19 protein-coding genes are annotated in these 18,306 nt (G+C 62.7%); 10 read left to right on the plus strand and 9 right to left on the minus strand.

Going from position 1 to position 18,306, the window contains the following annotated elements; translation table 11 throughout:
- Positions 1 to 126: 126 nt before the first annotated feature.
- Together bfr and MM194_RS02835 are read right to left on the minus strand one after the other, a co-directional pair.
- Entirely contained in the window at positions 127 to 606 is a 480-nt protein-coding gene (gene bfr / locus MM194_RS02830; RefSeq protein ID WP_042641191.1) for a bacterioferritin, read from the minus strand.
- Between the two features lie 160 nt (positions 607 to 766).
- Positions 767 to 973, minus strand: a complete 207-nt coding sequence (locus MM194_RS02835; protein WP_241342588.1) for a bacterioferritin-associated ferredoxin — start codon at positions 971 to 973, stop codon at positions 767 to 769.
- A 138-nt stretch (positions 974 to 1,111) separates the two neighbouring features.
- On the opposite strand from MM194_RS02835, the gene MM194_RS02840 reads away from it, so the two are divergent.
- From MM194_RS02840 to MM194_RS02865, 6 genes are all read left to right on the plus strand, one after another.
- A complete protein-coding gene (locus MM194_RS02840) occupies positions 1,112 to 1,426 on the plus strand; it encodes an HlyU family transcriptional regulator (protein ID WP_033129469.1) in 315 nt (104 codons plus the stop codon).
- Positions 1,423 to 3,495 (plus strand): GNAT family N-acetyltransferase, encoded by a 2,073-nt coding sequence (locus MM194_RS02845; RefSeq protein ID WP_241342590.1) that lies wholly within the window; start codon positions 1,423 to 1,425, stop codon positions 3,493 to 3,495. The genes MM194_RS02840 and MM194_RS02845 overlap by 4 nt, the downstream gene beginning before the upstream one ends.
- A gap of 254 nt (positions 3,496 to 3,749) precedes the next feature.
- Entirely contained in the window at positions 3,750 to 4,934 is a 1,185-nt protein-coding gene (gene coxB / locus MM194_RS02850) for a cytochrome c oxidase subunit II (protein ID WP_277605015.1), read from the plus strand.
- 9 nt (positions 4,935 to 4,943) lie between these two features.
- On the plus strand, positions 4,944 to 6,530 hold the full coding sequence (gene ctaD, locus MM194_RS02855) for a cytochrome c oxidase subunit I (RefSeq protein ID WP_033129467.1): 1,587 nt from the start codon (positions 4,944 to 4,946) through the stop codon (positions 6,528 to 6,530).
- A 9-nt stretch (positions 6,531 to 6,539) separates the two neighbouring features.
- The gene (locus tag MM194_RS02860; protein WP_218389122.1) at positions 6,540 to 7,094 is read left to right on the plus strand and encodes a cytochrome c oxidase assembly protein; all 555 of its coding nucleotides are present in this window, start codon (positions 6,540 to 6,542) and stop codon (positions 7,092 to 7,094) included.
- 2 nt (positions 7,095 to 7,096) lie between these two features.
- The gene (locus MM194_RS02865; RefSeq protein WP_241342594.1) at positions 7,097 to 7,978 is read left to right on the plus strand and encodes a cytochrome c oxidase subunit 3; all 882 of its coding nucleotides are present in this window, start codon (positions 7,097 to 7,099) and stop codon (positions 7,976 to 7,978) included.
- Positions 7,979 to 7,981: 3 nt separating this feature from the next.
- Here MM194_RS02865 and MM194_RS02870 read toward each other — a convergent pair whose 3' ends face one another.
- Positions 7,982 to 8,191, minus strand: coding sequence for a DUF2909 family protein (locus MM194_RS02870; protein WP_218291548.1), 210 nt, complete (start codon positions 8,189 to 8,191; stop codon positions 7,982 to 7,984).
- A 27-nt stretch (positions 8,192 to 8,218) separates the two neighbouring features.
- On the opposite strand from MM194_RS02870, the gene MM194_RS02875 reads away from it, so the two are divergent.
- From MM194_RS02875 to cyoE, 4 genes are all read left to right on the plus strand, one after another.
- Entirely contained in the window at positions 8,219 to 8,935 is a 717-nt protein-coding gene (locus MM194_RS02875; protein ID WP_241342596.1) for an SURF1 family protein, read from the plus strand.
- Positions 8,932 to 9,420, plus strand: coding sequence for a hypothetical protein (locus tag MM194_RS02880; RefSeq protein ID WP_241342597.1), 489 nt, complete (start codon positions 8,932 to 8,934; stop codon positions 9,418 to 9,420). The genes MM194_RS02875 and MM194_RS02880 overlap by 4 nt, the downstream gene beginning before the upstream one ends.
- Positions 9,421 to 9,499: 79 nt before the next feature.
- Entirely contained in the window at positions 9,500 to 10,510 is a 1,011-nt protein-coding gene (locus MM194_RS02885; protein ID WP_241342599.1) for a COX15/CtaA family protein, read from the plus strand.
- Complete coding sequence (cyoE, locus tag MM194_RS02890; protein ID WP_241342601.1) at positions 10,507 to 11,412, plus strand: heme o synthase; 906 nt, start codon at positions 10,507 to 10,509, stop codon at positions 11,410 to 11,412. Before MM194_RS02885 ends, cyoE begins: the two co-directional genes overlap by 4 nt.
- Before the next feature lie 97 nt (positions 11,413 to 11,509).
- On the opposite strand, the gene MM194_RS02895 is transcribed toward cyoE, so the two are convergent.
- The 6 genes from MM194_RS02895 to MM194_RS02920 all read right to left on the minus strand — a co-directional run bounded on the left by MM194_RS02895 (position 11,510) and on the right by MM194_RS02920 (position 18,210).
- Positions 11,510 to 12,940, minus strand: a complete 1,431-nt coding sequence (locus MM194_RS02895) for a gamma-aminobutyraldehyde dehydrogenase (protein ID WP_241342602.1) — start codon at positions 12,938 to 12,940, stop codon at positions 11,510 to 11,512.
- Positions 12,941 to 12,968: 28 nt separating this feature from the next.
- Positions 12,969 to 13,802 carry an ABC transporter permease gene (locus MM194_RS02900; protein ID WP_197720908.1) on the minus strand — a complete coding sequence of 278 codons (834 nt, stop codon included), beginning with the start codon at positions 13,800 to 13,802 and terminating at the stop codon, positions 12,969 to 12,971.
- Entirely contained in the window at positions 13,792 to 14,760 is a 969-nt protein-coding gene (locus MM194_RS02905; RefSeq protein WP_033129458.1) for an ABC transporter permease, read from the minus strand. Before MM194_RS02905 ends, MM194_RS02900 begins: the two co-directional genes overlap by 11 nt.
- Positions 14,757 to 15,770 carry an ABC transporter ATP-binding protein gene (locus MM194_RS02910; RefSeq protein ID WP_033129457.1) on the minus strand — a complete coding sequence of 338 codons (1,014 nt, stop codon included), beginning with the start codon at positions 15,768 to 15,770 and terminating at the stop codon, positions 14,757 to 14,759. The genes MM194_RS02905 and MM194_RS02910 overlap by 4 nt, the downstream gene beginning before the upstream one ends.
- A 184-nt stretch (positions 15,771 to 15,954) precedes the next feature.
- Positions 15,955 to 17,100 (minus strand): ABC transporter substrate-binding protein, encoded by a 1,146-nt coding sequence (locus tag MM194_RS02915; protein ID WP_033129456.1) that lies wholly within the window; start codon positions 17,098 to 17,100, stop codon positions 15,955 to 15,957.
- Positions 17,101 to 17,286: 186 nt separating this feature from the next.
- A complete protein-coding gene (locus MM194_RS02920; protein WP_033129455.1) occupies positions 17,287 to 18,210 on the minus strand; it encodes a LysR family transcriptional regulator in 924 nt (307 codons plus the stop codon).
- Between the last annotated feature and the right edge of the window lie 96 nt (positions 18,211 to 18,306).

Genomic DNA, 18,306 nt, shown 5'->3' on the forward strand with positions numbered 1-18,306 from the left:
TTGCGACTCACTTAACAAAAATAGCGTTGAATTTCATATGGATAAGCCTGATGAAAAGCTATGCGTTCAAAGATGAAAAAACCCGCCGGAGCGGGTTGGGAAGCGGGTGTCTCACGGCATAACTATTCAGGATGATGCCGAGTGCAGCTGGGATTGCTGATAGTTTTCCAGACCGATGCGTTCGATGAGATCGAGCTGGGTTTCCAGCCAGTCCACGTGTTCTTCCTCGTCTTCCAGGATCTCCTGGAACAGGTCACGGCTGACGTAATCATGGACGGATTCGGCATAGGTGATGGCCACTTTCAGGTCGGGAATGGCATCCATTTCCAACGAAAGATCGCAACGCAGCATCTCCTCTACCGTCTCACCGATGCGCAACTTGCCCAGATCCTGCAAGTTGGGCAGTCCTTCCAGAAACAGCACCCGCTTGACCAGTTCGTCGGCATGTTTCATCTCATCGATGGACTCATGGTATTCCTTGTGCCCGAGCCCCTTGAGGCCCCAGTCATCGTAGATACGGGCATGCAGGAAGTATTGGTTGATGGCAACCAGCTCATTGGCCAGCACCTTGTTGAGGTGGGCAATGATCTTGGGATCTCCTTTCATCGACATTACTCCTTATGTTCGTGCCTGCGGCTATGTGAGCCTGAGGCATCGATCACTAGAGCTTAGTCCAGAAAGATGACCATAAGAGGGCCGACGATTTCGCTCGCCTGAGGGTGCGGGGAGCCCGTGAGGGATCTGCGTAGAAAATCAAATCGCGGTATCAGGCCACTTCGTAATAGAGCGGTTCCTGATCCGATTCCACCTTGTCGAGTTCGGCGGCGATGACCTCCATGGTCATGCGTACACACTTGCCGCATTGGGCACCCACTTCCAGCGACTGTTTCAGTTGACGGAACTCGGTCTTGCCTGCCTGTACCGCCTTGCGGATCTGGGTATCTGTGATGCCGCGGCACAAACACACGTACATAATTCTGACCTCATGCTGGATTGAGATGAAATCTAAATGAGAACCGTTCGCAATGCAAATAACGATTAGGAATAAGCTCACCCGCTTGCCAGCCACTCACCCCTTGGGGACAATGCTCCCATCAGAGAGGAGACTATTATGCTCAAGAAACTGTTCAGCACCCTGTTCAAAGGCCAGCCGACACCTGTTATCGAGGTGACCCCGACCGAATACGCCGGTTATCTCATCTACCCCGAACCCATGGCGGAAGGGGGGCAATACCGGCTGGCGGGCCGCATCACCAAGGAAGTGGATGGCGCCCTGCAGACCCACCGCTTCATCCGCTCCGATCTGTTCGCGAGCCCGGCCGATGCCGAGCGTTTCATGGTGCAGAAGGCGCATACCTTCATCGATCAGATGGGGGTGCGCATGTTCGAGCCCCGCGTCAAATCCGGCGACCACGGCGCCTCATGACCCCCGTCGAGTCGAGCACCCTGCGCCTAGCGCTCGCCCATGGTGGCGAGCGGCGTCTGATCTGGCTGGAAGGGGTGGAGGCGGATTGCATCGCCCGGGCCGAGCCCCTGCTCGGGGAGGCTGTCTTCTGGCTGGGGGAGGGGCCTGAGCGGTACGCCCCCTTGCCGGCCGCCAAGGCGTTGCAGCGGCTGGGTCAGGAGTGCGACACGCTCGTGCTAAACGCATTCAGCGGCTTTCATCCCGATGCCTTCGGCGCCTTGGCTGGCACGCTGCGCGCCGGCGGTCTGCTGTTGCTGCTGACACCGCCCCGAGCGCAGTGGCCCACTTATCCGGATCCGGACCGGCTGCGGCTGGTGGCCCAGCCGGAGGATGCGGGCCGGGCGGGGCACGGCTTTATCGCCCGGCTGGTGCGGTTGCTGGCGGGGGATCCTGCACTCTCCCTGAGTCCGCCGACCGGGGTGGAACCTTGGCTGCCTCTGGGACCCGGCCGGCCACTCAGTGCCGATCAGGCTCATGCCCTGCCCGCGATCCACAAGGTGTTGCATGGTCATCGCGGCCGCCCGCTGGTGCTCAGCGCCGATCGTGGCCGCGGCAAGAGCGCCCTGCTCGGCCTCGCCGCCGCCGATTTGCTGCGTCAGGATCCCGCCCTGCAGATAGTGGTCACGGCCCCGTCCCAGGCCACGGTCGCGACCCTGTTTGCCCATGCCGCCGAGGCGCTGGCGAGCACGCCTGAGCGGCTGGCCGGGCTGAGCTATGTGTCACCGGACCGGCTGGTACAGGGCAATCTTCAGCCGGCGCTGCTGCTGGTGGACGAGGCTGCCGCCATCCCGACCCCGCTGCTTGAGGCCATGCTGGCTCGCCACAGCCGCATCGTCTTCGCGACCACGGAGCACGGCTATGAGGGCACGGGACGCGGCTTTCATCTGCGTTTCAAGCGGGTACTGGATCGGCAGACCCCGGATTGGCAGGAGCTACACCTGGCCGAACCCATTCGCTGGAGCCAGCACGATCCGCTGGAGCCACTGGTATTCCGCCTGCTCGGCCTCAATGCCGAGGTTCTGCCACCACCACCCCCGACGGCGCCAGGCTGGCGGCAGATCGGGCAAGACAAGCTGGCGGAGGATGAGGCGCTGCTCGATCAGGTATTCGGCCTGCTGGTGCTGGCCCACTACCAGACCAGCCCGAGCGATCTCAGATCCCTGCTGGAGAGCCCGGATCTCGACATCCACCTGCTGGAGCAAGAGCAGAGCCTGCTCGGGGTCGCGCTGGTGGCACGGGAAGGCAACATAGCGCCGGCGCTGGCCCGCGATATCTGGGCCGGGCGGCGACGACCCCGGGGTCATTTGTTGCCTCAGTCCCTGCTCGCCCACGCCGGGTTCACCACGGCGGGTGAGCGTAGCTACGCCAGGGTGATGCGCATCGCCATCCACCCGTTGCTGCATCGCCACGGGCTGGGCTCCTTGCTGCTGGGCAAGCTGGAGGCTCATTACCGCGCACTGGGGCTCGATTATCTGGGTTCCGCCTTTTCCGCCAGTACCGACTTGCTCCCGTTCTGGCGCAAGGCGGGGCTGAGGGTGCTGCGCATCGGCCTGCAACGGGACGCGGCCAGCGGCAGCCATGCGGCCCTGCTGCTCAAGCCACTGAAAACGGCGCTGGAACCGGAGCTGGCCGGATGGCGACGGCGCTTTGTGCGCCAGCTGCCGACCCTGCTGGCGGGAGAGCTCAGGGGGCTGGACACCGAGCTGATCTGGCAATGTCTGAGCGGGGATATGGTCACCGATGTGGCCGAGCCGGATGAGTTTGAGCACCAGGAGCTGATGTGCTTTGCCCATCATCACAAGCCGTTCGAGCTGTGTCAGTCCAGCCTGCAACGCTGGCTGGCTGCCCGGGTGGCCGCACTGGATGAGCTGGTGCCCGGCGAGCGCCGGCTGCTGATCGCCAGCATCTGGCAATATGCCCCCTGGTCTGAGCTGGCCAGGGCGCTGAAACTGGCGGGCAAGCCTGCCCTGATCAAGTCCCTGAGGACCCTGGTGGCCCGGTTGCTGGACGGGGGCGAGGACAGGGGCTGAGGCAGGAGGGGACGGCCCGGGTCGGCAAACCGTCATGGTGAGTCAGCATAGATAAACAAGGGGCGCCATGCGCCCCTTGTTTATCTGCCACTCTTCAAGAGCGCGGCTCACCATCAGATTCGATGAAAATCGCTCTGATGAGTCCATCCTGATCGGCCTCATTTTGGCTTTTTCGGAATATGGACTAATACTTGATTGTGAAAGTGATTTTAATAAATGCATTATTTTCAGATGGTTAGTTATGTCAGCGGTTAATGCTCACCATCTTTTCTAGCGTGCACAGGGAGTGCCATGTGGGAAAAAATGCAATTAACCATGGTGCATGGCTGATATGTCTCGCTGGCGGCAGTGTTTCCGCCAGCGAAATAACATTCAACATGACGCGCGGGGCCACCGCTATCAGTCAGCGGGTCTATGACCTGCACATGACCATCTTCTATATCTGCTGTCTGATCGGGCTGCTCGTGTTCGGGGCCATGCTCTGGTCCATTATCCATCATCGGAAATCCCGTGGCGCCAAGGCCGCCCAATTCCATGAGAGTACCCGCATCGAATTGCTATGGACCGCCATTCCCGTGCTGATATTGGTGGCGATGGCCGCCCCAGCCACCTCGACCCTGTTGAAGATGGAAGATACCTCCAAGGCCGACTTGACCGTGCTCATCACAGGATCTCAATGGAAATGGCATTACAAATATCTCGAGCACCCGGTGGAGTTTTATTCCCTGCTGGCCACCAGCAAGAAACAGATCTCGGGTGAACAGCCCAAGAGCGACACCTATTTGCTGGAGGTCGACCACCCCTTGGTATTGCCCGTCGGCAAGAAAATCAGATTCCTGATGACCTCGGATGATGTCATTCATTCCTGGTGGGTGCCCGCCTTCGCGGTGAAGAAGGATGCCAATCCGGGCTACATCAATGAGTCCTGGACCAGGATAGATAGACCCGGTACCTATCGGGGGCAGTGTGCTGAGCTATGCGGCAAGGATCATGGCTTCATGCCCATAGTGGTGGTGGCAAAATCGGCCGAAGAGTTTGATGGCTGGATTGCCAAGACTGCAGATGATCAGGCTGCCGCCAAGGCCCAGCAGCAAGACCTGGCCAGTCAAACCATGACCCTGCCACAGGCCATGGAGCTGGGGGAGAAGGTATTCCTGGGTCACTGCGCCGCCTGCCATCAGCCCGCGGGTACCGGCTTGCCTGGCATCTTCCCCGCGCTGAAGGGCAGCAAGATCACCACCTTGGCTGATAACCGGGCCCAGCACCTGAACCTGGTCCTGCATGGCAAGAGCGGGACGGCGATGCAACCCTTCGGCAAGCAGCTCACGGTCCAGGAGCTTGCCGCCGTGGTGACCTATGAACGCAATGCCTGGGGCAACAATACCGGTGACCTCATTCAGGCTGCCGATGTGCAGTCCCTTCTGAAAAATGACAAGTGAGGAGCCGGCATGAGTGATGGAATCACGGATACCCTGCACGCAGACCACTCCCACCGGCCGGCATCGGGGCTGAGGCGCTGGCTCTATACCACGAACCACAAAGATATCGGCACCCTCTACCTGCTCTTCGCCCTGGCCATGTTCTTCACCGGCGGCACCATGGCCATGGTGATCCGGGCCGAGCTGTTCCAGCCTGGGCTGCAACTGGTCGAGCCGCTGTTCTTCAATCAGATGACCACGGTACACGGCCTCATCATGGTCTTTGGTGCCGTGATGCCGGCCTTCACCGGCTTGGCCAACTGGTTGATCCCCATGATGATCGGGGCGCCGGACATGGCGCTGCCCCGGATGAACAACTGGAGTTTCTGGATCCTGCCGTTTGCCTTCCTGATCCTGCTGTCGAGCCTGTTCATGGAGGGCGGCGGCCCCAGTTCGGGCTGGACCTTCTATGCCCCCTTGTCGACCAAATACAGCGGCAACAGCACGGCGCTGTTCGTCTTCGCCATCCATATCATGGGGATCTCATCCATCATGGGGGCCATCAACGTCATCGTCACCATCTTCAATCTGCGGGCGCCGGGCATGGGCTGGATGAAGATGCCGTTGTTTGTCTGGACCTGGCTGATCACGGCCTTCCTGCTCATTGCGGTCATGCCGGTACTGGCGGCGGCGGTGACCATGGTGCTGACGGACAAGTATTTTGGTACCAGCTTCTTCGATGCGGCCGGAGGAGGGGATCCGGTGATGTTCCAGCACATATTCTGGTTCTTTGGCCATCCGGAGGTGTACATCATGATACTGCCGGCCTTTGGCATAGTATCCAGCATCATTCCCACCTTCTCCCGCAAGAAACTGTTTGGCTATCGCTCCATGGTCTATGCCACCAGCAGCATAGCGTTGCTGTCCTTCATGGTCTGGGCTCACCACATGTTTACGACTGGGCTGCCGGTGGTCGCCGAACTGTTCTTCATGTACGCCACCATGCTGATCGCGGTGCCGACCGGGGTGAAGGTATTTAACTGGGTTGCCACCATGTGGCGGGGTTCCCTGACGTTCGAGACCCCCATGCTGTTTGCCATCGCCTTCATTACCCTGTTCACCATAGGGGGCTTCTCGGGGTTGATGCTGGCCATGATCCCGGCCGATTTCCAATATCACGACACCTATTTTGTCGTGGCCCATTTCCATTATGTGTTGGTCACCGGCGCCGTCTTTTCTATCCTGGCCGCGGCTTATTACTGGCTGCCGAAGTGGACGGGGCACATGTATGACGAGCGGCTGGGGCAGTGGCATTTCTGGTGCTCGCTGATCTCGGTCAACATGCTGTTCTTCCCCATGCACTTCGTCGGGCTGGCGGGCATGCCCCGCCGGATCCCCGACTATGCGCTGCAATTTGCTGATTTCAATATGTTTATCAGTATTGGTGGCTTTGCCTTCGGGCTGTCGCAACTGCTCTTCGTCTGGGGCGTGATCAGATGTATCAGGGGGGGAAAGCCAGCCACAGCCCAGGTGTGGGAGGGGGCGGAAGGGCTGGAGTGGACCTTGCCCTCTCCTCCGCCTTACCACAGTTTCAAGACCCCACCAGAAGTGCAGTAGGGAGGCCATATGACACAAGTGAATCACGGTCCCCTGCTCAGGAAACTGGCGCTGGTGATCGTCGTTATGTTCGGTTTTGCCTTTGCCTTGGTGCCGCTCTACGACGTCTTTTGCCGGATCACCGGCCTCAATGGCAAGACAGCCGCCCAGCCAGCCTCGGCCGAGCGTGCGGTGATCGACTCCAAACGCACTGTCCAGGTCGAGTTTCTGGCTCATGCAGACACTCAGATGCCCTGGCAATTCAGCGAGGAGACGAAGCGGCTATCGGTGCGACCGGGCGAGATGATGCAGGTCAACTATCGGGTGTTCAATCCGACCGACCGTACCATGATCGGTCAGGCGGTGCCCTCGGTCTCCCCCGGCCCTGCCGCAGCCTATTTGAAGAAGGTGGAATGTTTCTGTTTTAACCGTCAGGAGTTGCAGGCGGGGGAGAGCAAGTCGATGCCGCTCAAGTTCTATATAGATCCGGCCCTGCCCGAAGATATCAACACCATCACGCTCTCCTATTCGCTCTATGACATCACTCAGTCCAAGCCGGCCCCGGCGCTCGCACAGAGGAAATAATCATGGCCAAGGTGAACCAGCATTATTATGTTCCGGAGCAGAGTCGCTGGCCGATCATGGGTGCCATGGCGCTGTTCCTCCTGGCCTTCGGGGCTGGCCATCTGGTCAATGAAATCGCGAGCAAGCAAGCCGGCGTGGGCCCCTATCTGATGACGGCGGGGGTCGCCCTGCTGGTATACATGCTGTTTGGCTGGTTTCGCCACATCATCCACGAGTCCATGACAGGGTTGTACAGCGCCCAGATGGATCGCTCCTTCCGACAGGGCATGGTCTGGTTCATCTTCTCCGAGGTGATGTTCTTCCTGGCATTTTTCGGGGTGCTGTTTTATGCCCGCCAGCTCGCCATGCCCTGGCTGGATGGGGCAGGCAACAAGGCGATGACGGCCCAGCTGCTGTGGCCGGATTTCTCGGCGCACTGGCCCATGCTCAAGACGCCGGGAGGCACCACGACCCAGGCCATGCCCTGGCATGGGATCCCCCTCGTCAACACCCTGATCCTGCTCAGCTCCTCCGTCACCCTGCTGTTCGCACATATGGGATTGGAGAATGGCAAACGCAGTCGACTCAAGTGGATGTTGCTCGGTACCGTATTGCTCGGGCTGAGCTTCCTGTGGCTGCAAGGTTATGAATACATTCATGCATACCGGGGGCTGGGCCTGAAGTTTGACTCCGGCATCTACGGCAACACCTTCTTCATACTGACCGGGTTCCACGGCCTGCATGTCACCCTAGGGACTGTGTTCCTGCTGATCATCTGGCTGCGGATAGTGCTGAAGGATCATTTTACCGCCGATCGTCACTTCGCCTTCCAGGCCGCCGCCTGGTACTGGCACTTCGTTGACGTGGTCTGGCTCTGCCTCTTCGTATTTGTCTACCTGCTATGAGGCTTAATAGGGGCGAGGATTGGGCTCCAGCCAGCCCATCGCCAGCGAGAGCAGCAGGATGACGACCACCAGCAGGGAGAACAGCACGCGGCGACCCAGTGGGGCCGACATTTTCTGCCCGGCCTGGCCGGTACTCAGCATCAGCCAGAGGGCGTGAAACAGCTGCCCGATGATGAGCAGCAACATGAGCACCAGCACTATCTTGATCAACATGTTAGGGCCCTCCACAAGATGCGCGACATGGCGACATGGCATAAGCAGCGACCGTTCCATCACAGGCGCTGGTTTGTTCTGATATTCACTCTGGTTGTGTCGGCCTGTTTGTGCAAGCTGGCCCTCTGGCAATGGCAGCGGGCGGCCGAGAAGGAGGCCTGGCTAGGGCACGTGGCCACCATGCAGTTAGCAGCACCCTTGACGCTGGCGGAACTGGACTGGCGTCATCCTGAGCGCCTCGATGGGATGCCACTGCGGGGGCGGGTGGCGTGGGTCGCTCCCTATGTGTGGCTGCTGGACAATCAGCTGGTTGAGCAGCAAGTCGGCTATGACGTGATCATCCCGGTGCGTGCCGATGCCCACTCTCCCCTGCTGTTGGTCAATCTGGGCTGGCTGCCGGCCCCTGCCGAGCGGCAACGGCTGCCGCAGCCGGCGATTCCCTCCACCCTCGAACTCGATGGCCTGCTGCGTATCCGGCCCGGCGGCATCTTGCTGGGTCAGAACATCGAGGCCGGCCCCTATCCGAACCGGCTGCAGTCCATCAGGGTGGACGCCCTGAGCCAGGTCGTGGGCTCGCAGCTCGTCGATGCCGTGCTCTATCAGAAGGGTTCCCCGTTCCTCTATCACTACCAACAGAATGTCATGCCGCCGGAGAAGCACAGGGCGTATGCGCTGCAGTGGCTCGGACTGGCGCTGGTGATGCTGGTGGGCGGGCTGGTGCTGACAAGGAGGTTGTCCCCATGAACAGATGGTCAAGATGGAAGGTGCCTGCCCTCTTTGCGCTGGTGATCCTGCTGCCGGTGTTGTTGGCGGCGCTGATCCTGCGCCAGGGCTGGTATGAGCCCGGTACCCGCAGCAAGGGGCAGTGGCTGAGCCGGGACATCTATCTGTTGCAACCGCTTCCCTCGAGCCAGGTCAAATGGCGACTGGTGTATCTGGAGGCCGGGCGCTGTGAGGCCGAATGCCGGCAGGTGCCGGTCTTGATGCAGCGGATCCGGAGTGCCCTTGGCCGCAACCTGGACAAGCTGGCGCTGGTGCAACTGGCCGCCGAGCCCAGACTCGAGACCCGCGCCGAGATGCAAGCGGGGAATTTGATGCTGGTCGACCCACAGGGGTTGGCCATACTGCGCTATGAGGTGCCGGCCAGCACGACCGAGTGGCCGCTGTTTGGCAAGGGCGTGCTGTCGGATCTGCAGCAACTGCTCAAGTATCAGAGAGGCATCGAATGAACATAAAACAGAGGCTGGCATCCTCCACCATCGTTCTGTCAGCTCTGCTACAGCGGCTCAAGTATCAGCGAGGTGTGCAATGAGAGTGCAGAAGATGCTGGTGTCGGCCGCCATCCTCCTGGCGATGCTGGTCATACTGCTCGGCGCCTATACCCGGCTCACCGATGCCGGACTGGCCTGCCCGGACTGGCCCGGTTGCTACGGCTCCCTGGCCATCCCGCGGTCGGCCCATACCGAGCAGGTCGCCATGCTCTACCCGGACAGTCCGCTGGAACCCCACAAGGCGCGCAGCGAGATGGTGCACCGCTATTTTGCCGGGGCTCTGGGTTGCCTCATCACGGCCCTGTTCGTGTTGAGCTGGCGCAGCCGGCCGCGCCTGCGCCATATCGCCGGCGGCTTGCTCCTGCTGGTGATCGGGCAGGCGGCGCTGGGCATGTGGACGGTGACGTTGTCGCTCCATCCTCTGGTGGTGATGAGCCACCTGCTGGGGGGATTCGCGCTGCTGACCCTGCTGTGGCTCTATCGGATGGAGTTGACGAGCGAGAGCCGCCCCGTCCTCTACGGGCAGGGCCTGCCCTGGCTGGGCAATCTGGCCTGCGGCGTGCTGCTGGTGCAGATAGCGCTGGGGGGCTGGACCTCGGCCAACTATGCCGCCATGGCCTGTGTCGATCTGCCGGTCTGCCAGGCGGGCTGGCAGCAGCAGCTGGATTGGCAGGCCGCCTTCCACCTGCCGCTGGGTCATGCCAGCTATGAGTTTGGTGTGCTGGGCAAGGAGGCACGCCAGACAATCCACATCGCCCATCGCCTCGGTGCCCTGATGACGGCCCTGCTGGTCGGCGCCTTCGCGCTGGGGCTGATACGCCAGGGAGCCTCCCTGCGTCCCCTGGGGGGGCTCTTGCTAGCCCTGCTGCTGGTGCAGTTGGTGCTGGGGGTCGCCAACATCCACCTGGCCCTGCCGCTGGCCAACGCCCTCGCCCATAACCTGGTGGCGGCCCATCTGCTGGTGTGCTGCGTGTTGGCGCGCCGGGCTCTTTACAGGATCCCCTTCTCACCGCTGCGCTCGCCCGAGGCGATCAGGAGTCAGACATGAACGACAAGTCATTGAGCAAGAGGGGCGATCCCCGGCTGCTGCGGGACTATTACCAGCTGACCAAGCCCCGGGTGGTGGCCTTGCTGCTGCTAACGGCCTGGGTCGGCATGCTGCTGGCCGAGCCGACGGTCGCCTCGCTGGATCGCATGATGCTGGGCCTGGTGGGAATCGGGTTATTGGCGGCTGCGGCGGCGGCCATGAACCATACCCTGGATCGCGGCATCGACGCCCAGATGCGCAGGACGCGCTGGCGCCCGGTCGCCAGAGGGCGGATCGGGTCGCGGCAGGCGATGACCTTTGCACTCTGGCTGGCCCTGCTGGGCTTTGTCCTGCTCTATTGGGGAGTGAACCCGCTGACCGCCTGGCTGACCCTGGCCAGCCTGTTTGGTTACGCGGTGGTTTACACCCTGTTGCTGAAGCGGGCCACGCCGCAGAACATCGTCATCGGCGGGCTGGCGGGGGCCATGCCGCCTCTGCTGGGCTGGACCAGCATCACAGGGCAGCTCTCGGCCGAGCCCTGGCTGCTGGTGATGATCGTCTTCGCCTGGACGCCGCCCCACTTCTGGTCGCTGGCGATCCACAGGCGCGATGAGTATGCCGGTGCCAACATTCCCATGTTGCCGGTCACCCACGGCATAGAGTTCACCAAGACGGCGATCCTGTTCTACCTGCTGATCCTGAGCCTGATCTGCCTGCTGCCCTACCTGATCGGCATGTCGGGCCTGCTCTACCTGATCGGCAGCCTGATGCTAAACCTGCTGTTCTGCTGGCATGGTTGGTTGCTGAAGTACTCGGAGCGGCCCGGCCAGGCGATGCGCACCTTCCGCTTCTCCATCTACCACCTGATGCTGTTGTTCGGCCTGCTGATCCTGGATCATCACTGGTTATGGCGACTGTCATAAGGAACGGAGGTTGTGCTTGGGGGATGTCGTGCCGAGGGGAGGATGGGAATGCGGATCCATGCAACAAGGCTGGCCCCGGGGCCAGCCTTGTCGTTTGTCAGAGCTTGACCATGATATGGCGCGGCACCGTGTAATCCTCCAGCGCGTAGAGGGAGAGATCCTTGCCGTAGCCGGACATCTTCATGCCGCCGTGGGGCATCTCTGAGCAGAGCATGAAGTGGGTGTTGATCCAGGTGCAGCCATATTGCAGGTGGCTGGCCACCTTGCTGGCGAGGCCGAGATCCCGGGTCCAGACCGAGGAGGCGAGGCCATAGTCCGAGTCGTTGGCCCACTGTACCACCTGCTCGGCGTCGTTGAAGCGGGTCACCGAGACCACGGGGCCGAACACCTCGCGCCGCACTATCTCATCCTCCTGGCGGGCGCCGACGATCAGGGTCGGTTCGAAGAAGAAGCCGTTGCCGGGGCGGATCTTGCCGCCGGCCGTGACCTCCACATGGCCGCTGCCCACCGCCCGCTCCACGAAGCTGGCGACTCTGTTGCGCTGCCTGTCCGAGATGAGCGGCCCCATCTCCACCCCTTCCTCGCGCTGGCTGCCCACCTTGATGGAGGCCACGGCCTCGGTCATGGCGGCGACGAACTTGTCGTAGATCTTGCCCTGGGCATAGATGCGGCAGGCGGCGGTGCAGTCCTGACCGGCGTTGTAGAAGCCGAAGGTGCGAATGCCGGCCACCACGGCCTCCAGATCCGCGTCATCGAAGATGATGACAGGCGCCTTGCCGCCCAGCTCAAGATGGGTGCGCTTCATGGTGCGGGCGGCGCTCTGCAGTATCTTCTGGCCGGTGGCGATATCGCCGGTCAGCGACACCATGCGCACCAGCGGGTGCTCCACCAGCGGCGCCCCCACGCTCTCGCCCCGGCCACAGATGACGTTGATGACGCCGCGCGGGAAGATCTCGCTGGCGAGCTCGGCCAGGCGCAGGGCGGTGAGCGGGGTCTGCTCCGAGGGTTTGAGCACCACGGTATTGCCGGCGGCGAGTACCGGCGCCATCTTCCAGGCGGCCATCATCAACGGGTAGTTCCAGGGCGCTATGCTGCCCACCACGCCGATGGGATCCCGGCGGATCATGCTGGTGTGCCCCTCGATGTATTCCCCGGCCAGCGGCCCTTGCAGGCAGCGAGCCGCCCCGGCGAAGAAGCGGAAGCAGTCCACCACCGCCGGTAGCTCGTCATTGAGCACCGCCAGATAGGGCTTGCCGCAGTTGAGGGATTCGAGCGCCGCGAACTCCTCGGCGTGACGCTCTATGGCGTCGGCGAGGCGCAGCAGCAGGTTGCTGCGTTGGGCCGGGGTGGTGCGGCTCCACTGGGCGAAGGCGCGTTGGGCACCGTTCACCGCCCGGCTGACCTGCTCGAACGAGGCTTCGGGCACCGAGGCGAGCAGCTCACCGGTGGCCGGGTTGAGGATGGGCTCGGCCTGGCCGTCACCGGTGACAAACTGGCCGTCGATCAAGAGTTGGGTAGAGAGCTTCATGTTGCATCCTTGCACAGGCGTTGAGTCATTATTTGCCACTGCCGGCGACGTCCTGGCCGTCGCGGGTGAGGTAGTAGGCAAGCAGAATGGGGATAGTGGTGAAGGCCACTATGATGAGGGCCACCACGTTGGTGACCGGCCGATCGCGGGGGCGGATCAGCTCCTGATACATCCAGATGGGCAGCGTGGTCTGCTGGCCCGCGGTGAAGGTGGTGACTATCACCTCGTCAAAGCTCAGCGCGAACGCCAGCATGCCCCCCGCTAGCAGGGCGGTGGCGAGATTGGGCAGGATCACATAACGCAGGGTCTGGAAGCCGTCGGCGCCGAGGTCCATCGAGGCCTCGATCAGCGACTGGTTGGTGCGGCGAAAACGCGCCAGCGCATTGTTGTAGACCACCACCACGCAGAAGGTGGCGTGGCCGATGACGATGGTCCAGAAGCTGAACGGGATCTCCAGCAGGCCGTAGGCGGAGCGCAGCGCTATGCCGGTGACTATGCCGGGCAGGGCGATGGGCAGCACCAGCAGCAGCGATACCGCCTCCTGGCCGAAGAAACGGCTGCGGGCTATGGCCCCCGCCGCCAGGGTGCCGAGCACCATGGCCGCCAGGGTCGCGAGCCCCGCCACCTCCAGCGACAGCTGGATGGCGCGCCACACATCGGGTCTGTTCAGCGTCACCTCGAACCATTTCAGGGTCAGCCCGGGTGGCGGAAACTGGTAGCTCTTGCTCTCGCTGGTAAAGGCGTAGAGGAAGATGAACAGGATGGGGATATGCAGGAACAGCAGCCCGCCGATGGCGGCGTACTTGAGCAGGCCGGAGGGGCGCTGACCCTGATCCTGATTCATAGAGGGATTAGAGCGCATCGAAGGCTCCCAAGCGCTTGGCGATGGTGAGGTAGATGGCGATGATCAGGATAGGCACCAGCGAGAAGGCGGCGGCGAACGGCAGGTTGCCCGCCGTGCCCTGCTGCATGTAGACCACCTGCCCTATGTACATGGTTGAGTTGCCTATGATGCCGGGGATGATGTAGTCCCCGAGCGTCAGGGAGAAGGTGAAGATGGAACCCGCCACCACGCCCGGCAATGCCAGTGGCAGGATCAGGGTGCGAAAGGTCTGCGCCGGGGTGGCGCCGAGATCGCTGCTCGCCTCCAGCAGGGAGCGCGGGATCCGCTCCACCGCCGCCTGGATCGGCAGGATCATGAAGGGCAGCCAGACGTAGACGAACACGATGAAGGTGCCGAGCCGCGAGAACGACAGGGAGGGGCCGCCGATCATGGGCAGGGAGAGGATGCCGTCCAGCAGCCAGTCCAGCCCCAGGCTGTCCGCCAGCCAGCTGATGACCCCCTCCTTGGCCAGGATCAGCTTCCAGGCATAGACCCGCACCAGGTAGCTGGACCAGAGCGGCAGCATGATGCCGAGATAGAACAGGGCACGGGTCTTGCCGCTGGTGTAGCGCGCCATGTAGTAGGCGATGGGAAAGCCGAGCAGGGCGCAGGCCAGGGTTACGGCAAGCGACATGCCGGCGGTGCGGGCGATGACGTCCAGGTTTTCTGCCCGCAGCAGGGCGACGAAGTTTTGCAGCCCCAGCTCGTGGCGCACCTGGCCGCTGAACTCGTCCAGCCCGAAGAAGGCGTTGGAGAGCAGCATCAGCAGGGAGCCCACATAGATGATGCCGAGCCAGAGCAGGGGTGGGCCGAGCAGTATCCCCAGCAGCAGGCCGGGGCGGCCGTACAGCAGGGTGGAGAGGCGCCGCAACGGGCGGAGTCTGGTGTGGGTGGTGGCGTGGCTCATGGTCAGGCTCGCACTGTGGGGGAGGCTCATGATTGAGCCCCCGTTTCGGCGGTGCTCAGGCGATGGATCGCCTGCTCCGGCCAGCTGAGGCTGACTTGGGCGCCACGGGCCAGGCGGGCCTGCCCCTCGTTGGGGTGATTGACGATGATCTCGAGCTGCTCCCCCAGGTCGACTCTATAGCGCACGAAGGCACCCAGGTATTCCACCTCACGGATCTCGCCGGACCAGCCGGGGCTGCCGGCCTCGCTCAGCCGGATCCGCTCCGGGCGCACCATCATCTGCTGACTGTCGCCGCACAGCCGCCTGGCCTGCTCCCCCTCGAACAGGTTGACGGTGCCGACGAAGCGGGCGACGAAGGGGGTGGCGGGGGCGTCGTAGACCTGATCCGGGGCGGCGATCTGCTCGATCCTGCCCTGGCTGAAGATGCAGATGCGGTCGCTCATGGAGAGCGCCTCCTGCTGATCGTGGGTGACGAAGATGAAGGTGATGCCGAGCTGGCGCTGCAGCGCCTTGAGCTCGAGCTGCATCTGCTCGCGCAGCTTGAGATCCAGCGCCCCCAGCGGCTCGTCCAGCAGCAGGATGCGCGGCTGATTGATGAGGGCACGGGCGATGGCGATGCGCTGGCGCTGACCGCCTGAGAGCTGGCCCGGCCTGCGGTTGCCGACGCCGGGCAGGCGCACCAGCTCCAGCATCTCGTCCACCTTGCGATGGCGCTCCGCCTTGGGCACGCCCCTGATCATCAGGCCGTAACCGATGTTGTCGCGCACATCCATGTTGGGGAAGAGGGCGTAATCCTGGAAGACGGTGTTGAGGTTGCGATCGTAGGGCGGCACCCGGGAGCAGGGCTCGCCGAACAGGCGGATCTCCCCCGTGCTCGGGTATTCGAAGCCGGCGATCATCCGCAGGCAGGTGGTCTTGCCGGAACCGCTTGGGCCCAGCAGGGTAAAGAATTCACCGGAGGGGATCTGGAAGGAGATGTCGTCGACCGCCTTCACCTCGCCGTAGTGGCGGCTGACCCGGTCAAATTGTACGGCTGTCATGGTACATCCTTGTCATCGAACAGGGCCGGGTCTCCACCCGGCCCACAACGGCGTTGTCTCGGCGGGACTCAGCGACCGCCCAGGATGGCGATATAGTCAGACACCCAGCGATAGCGCAGAGGACACGCAGGTGTCCCGCTGCTGGCACAGGGGTACCGATGGATGCCGCCTCGCTCAATCTGCATCAGCGACCACCGAGGATGGCGATATAGTCAGACACCCAGCGGTAGTAGGGGACGCAGGTACCCTGGCTCTTGCACTGGGATACCGGGGTACGCCAGAAGTGCACCCGATCGAAGTTGTCTATACCGTTGGTCTTGCAGCCCCCGGCCCCCAGCAGGGCGTTGCCCTCGCAGGCGGCGGGTACCACGGGCACAGAGCCGAACCAGGAGGCGAGATCTCCCTGCAGCTTGTTGTTGAGGGAGTGTTCCAGCCACTGGTAGGCACAGGTCAGGTTCTTGGCCTCGCTGTGCACCATGCTGGTGTCGGCCCAGCCGGTGACCCCTTCCTTGGGTACAGTGGTGGCGATGGGCTGCTTGTCGGCGATCAGGGTGTTGGCCTGGAACGGCCAGGAGTCCGAGGCGACCACCCCCTCGTTCTTGAAGTCATCGATCTGGACGAAGGCGTCGTGCCAGTAGCGGCCGACCAGCTGACGCTGCTTGCGCAGCAGCTCGAGGGAGGCCTTGTACTGATCCTCGTTCAGCTCGTAGGGGTCCTTGATCCCCAACGCCGGCTGGTGGGTCATCAGATAGAGGGCGGCATCGGCGATGTGGATGGGGCCGTCGAACGCCTGCACCCGACCCTTGTTGGACTTGCCGTCCGGCAGGGTCTGCTCCTCGAACACCAGGCTCCAGGAGTCTGGCGCCTTGGGGAACACCTTGGTGTTGTACATCAGGATGTTGCCGCCCCACTGGTAGGGCACGCCGTAGTGCTTGCCTTCCACCGTGTGCCAGGGGGCGCTCTGCAGGCGGGGATCTATCTTGCCATAGCTCGGGATGAGCGCCAGGTTGAGCGCTTGCACCTTGCCGCCGGCGATGAGGCGCAGGCTGGCGTCGCCGGAGGCGGTCACCAGATCGAAGCCCCCCTCGTTCATCAGGGCCACCATCTCGTCCGAGGTGGCGGCCGTCTTGACGCTGACCTTGCAGCCGGTCTCCTTCTCGAAGCCGGTGACCCAGTCGTAGTTCTTGTCGGTCTCGCCGCGCTCGACATAGCCGGCCCAGGCCACGATGTTGAGCTGGCCTTCACCCTTGCCGAGTTCGGTCGGGGCGGCCTGGGTCTGGCCTGCCAGCAGCGCCGGGATCAGGGCCAGGGTCAGGGGGGTCAGTTTCATCTTGCTCTCCTTGCATCAACTTGAACCATGGCGATGCCACGATGGCATTAACATCCTGTTAACCAGTCATGAGCGTAGGAGAAGCGAGCAGTAATGAGAATTTCAATTTTTAATCGCCCAGGTATCTACTAAATCGATATCGAGTGCAGATGAATCTGAATTTTCGTGGCGTTCGGGGGGATGCTCCTAGCGGGAGGCCGTCTGGCGGGCCCGCAGCCGGCTCTGATCCCGCACTATGTCGATGAATTCACGGGCGGTCCAACTCAGGTGTGAGCCGCGCCGCCACACCAGGCCGATGTCTATGGCGGGGATGGGCTCCTTGATGGCGCGGGCCTCGACCCGCTCCTGTTCCAGCGACCAGGGGCGGTAGGCGAAGTCCGGCAGCAGAGCGGCGCCTAACTGGCTGGCCACCAGGCTGCGCACCGCCTCCACCGAGGCGGTGCGCAGCACTATGCGGGGCTGGATGCCGTAGCGGCGCAGGCCAGAGCCGATGATCTGATCCAGCTGATCGGCGGTGAGGGAGATCATGGGCTCCTCGCTCAGCGCCTTGAGGGAGAGGGTTGATTCGGCGCAGAGGGGGTGGTTGGCGGCGAGCCAGAGCCGCAGCGGCGAGCGGGTCAGCAGCTCGGTATCGAACGCCTCCTGACGGATGGTGCGGTTGGTCATCAGGATCCCCACATCCACCTCGCCGTTGACGATCTGATGCTCGAGAAACGGCTGCTCGTCCTCCTTCACCTCGATGCGCACCGCCGGGAAGGCGCGCCGGAAGCGGCCGAGCGCCTCCGACAGGTAGTAACCGGCCACCAGCGTGGTCACCCCTATGGTGAGTTGGCCCTGATCCTGCTGCGCCACCGCCTTGAGGGACTGGCCCGCCTCCGTCATGGCGCCCAGGATGCGTCTGGCATGGAGCAAGAACTGATGGCCCTGGGCGGTGAGGCTGACGCCACGGGGGTTGCGCTCGAACAGGGCGGCGCCGAGCTCGGTCTCCAGCTCGCGGATGGCGCTGGTGACCGCCGACTGGGAGATGTGCAGCTCGGCGGCGGCGCGGCTCACCGAGAAGCTGTCGGCCACGGCCACGAAATAGCGGATCTGGCGAAAGGTAAAGTTCATCTGGGCATCCTGCCACGAGCGACGAGGTTGGCTGCCAGCTTAACCTCGAATCCCGTCCAAACAAAAGGCGCCCGCAGGCGCCTTTGTCATTGTTTT

It is taken from the genome of Aeromonas sp. MR16 (assembly GCF_022549315.1).
Classification (GTDB): domain Bacteria; phylum Pseudomonadota; class Gammaproteobacteria; order Enterobacterales; family Aeromonadaceae; genus Aeromonas; species Aeromonas aquatica.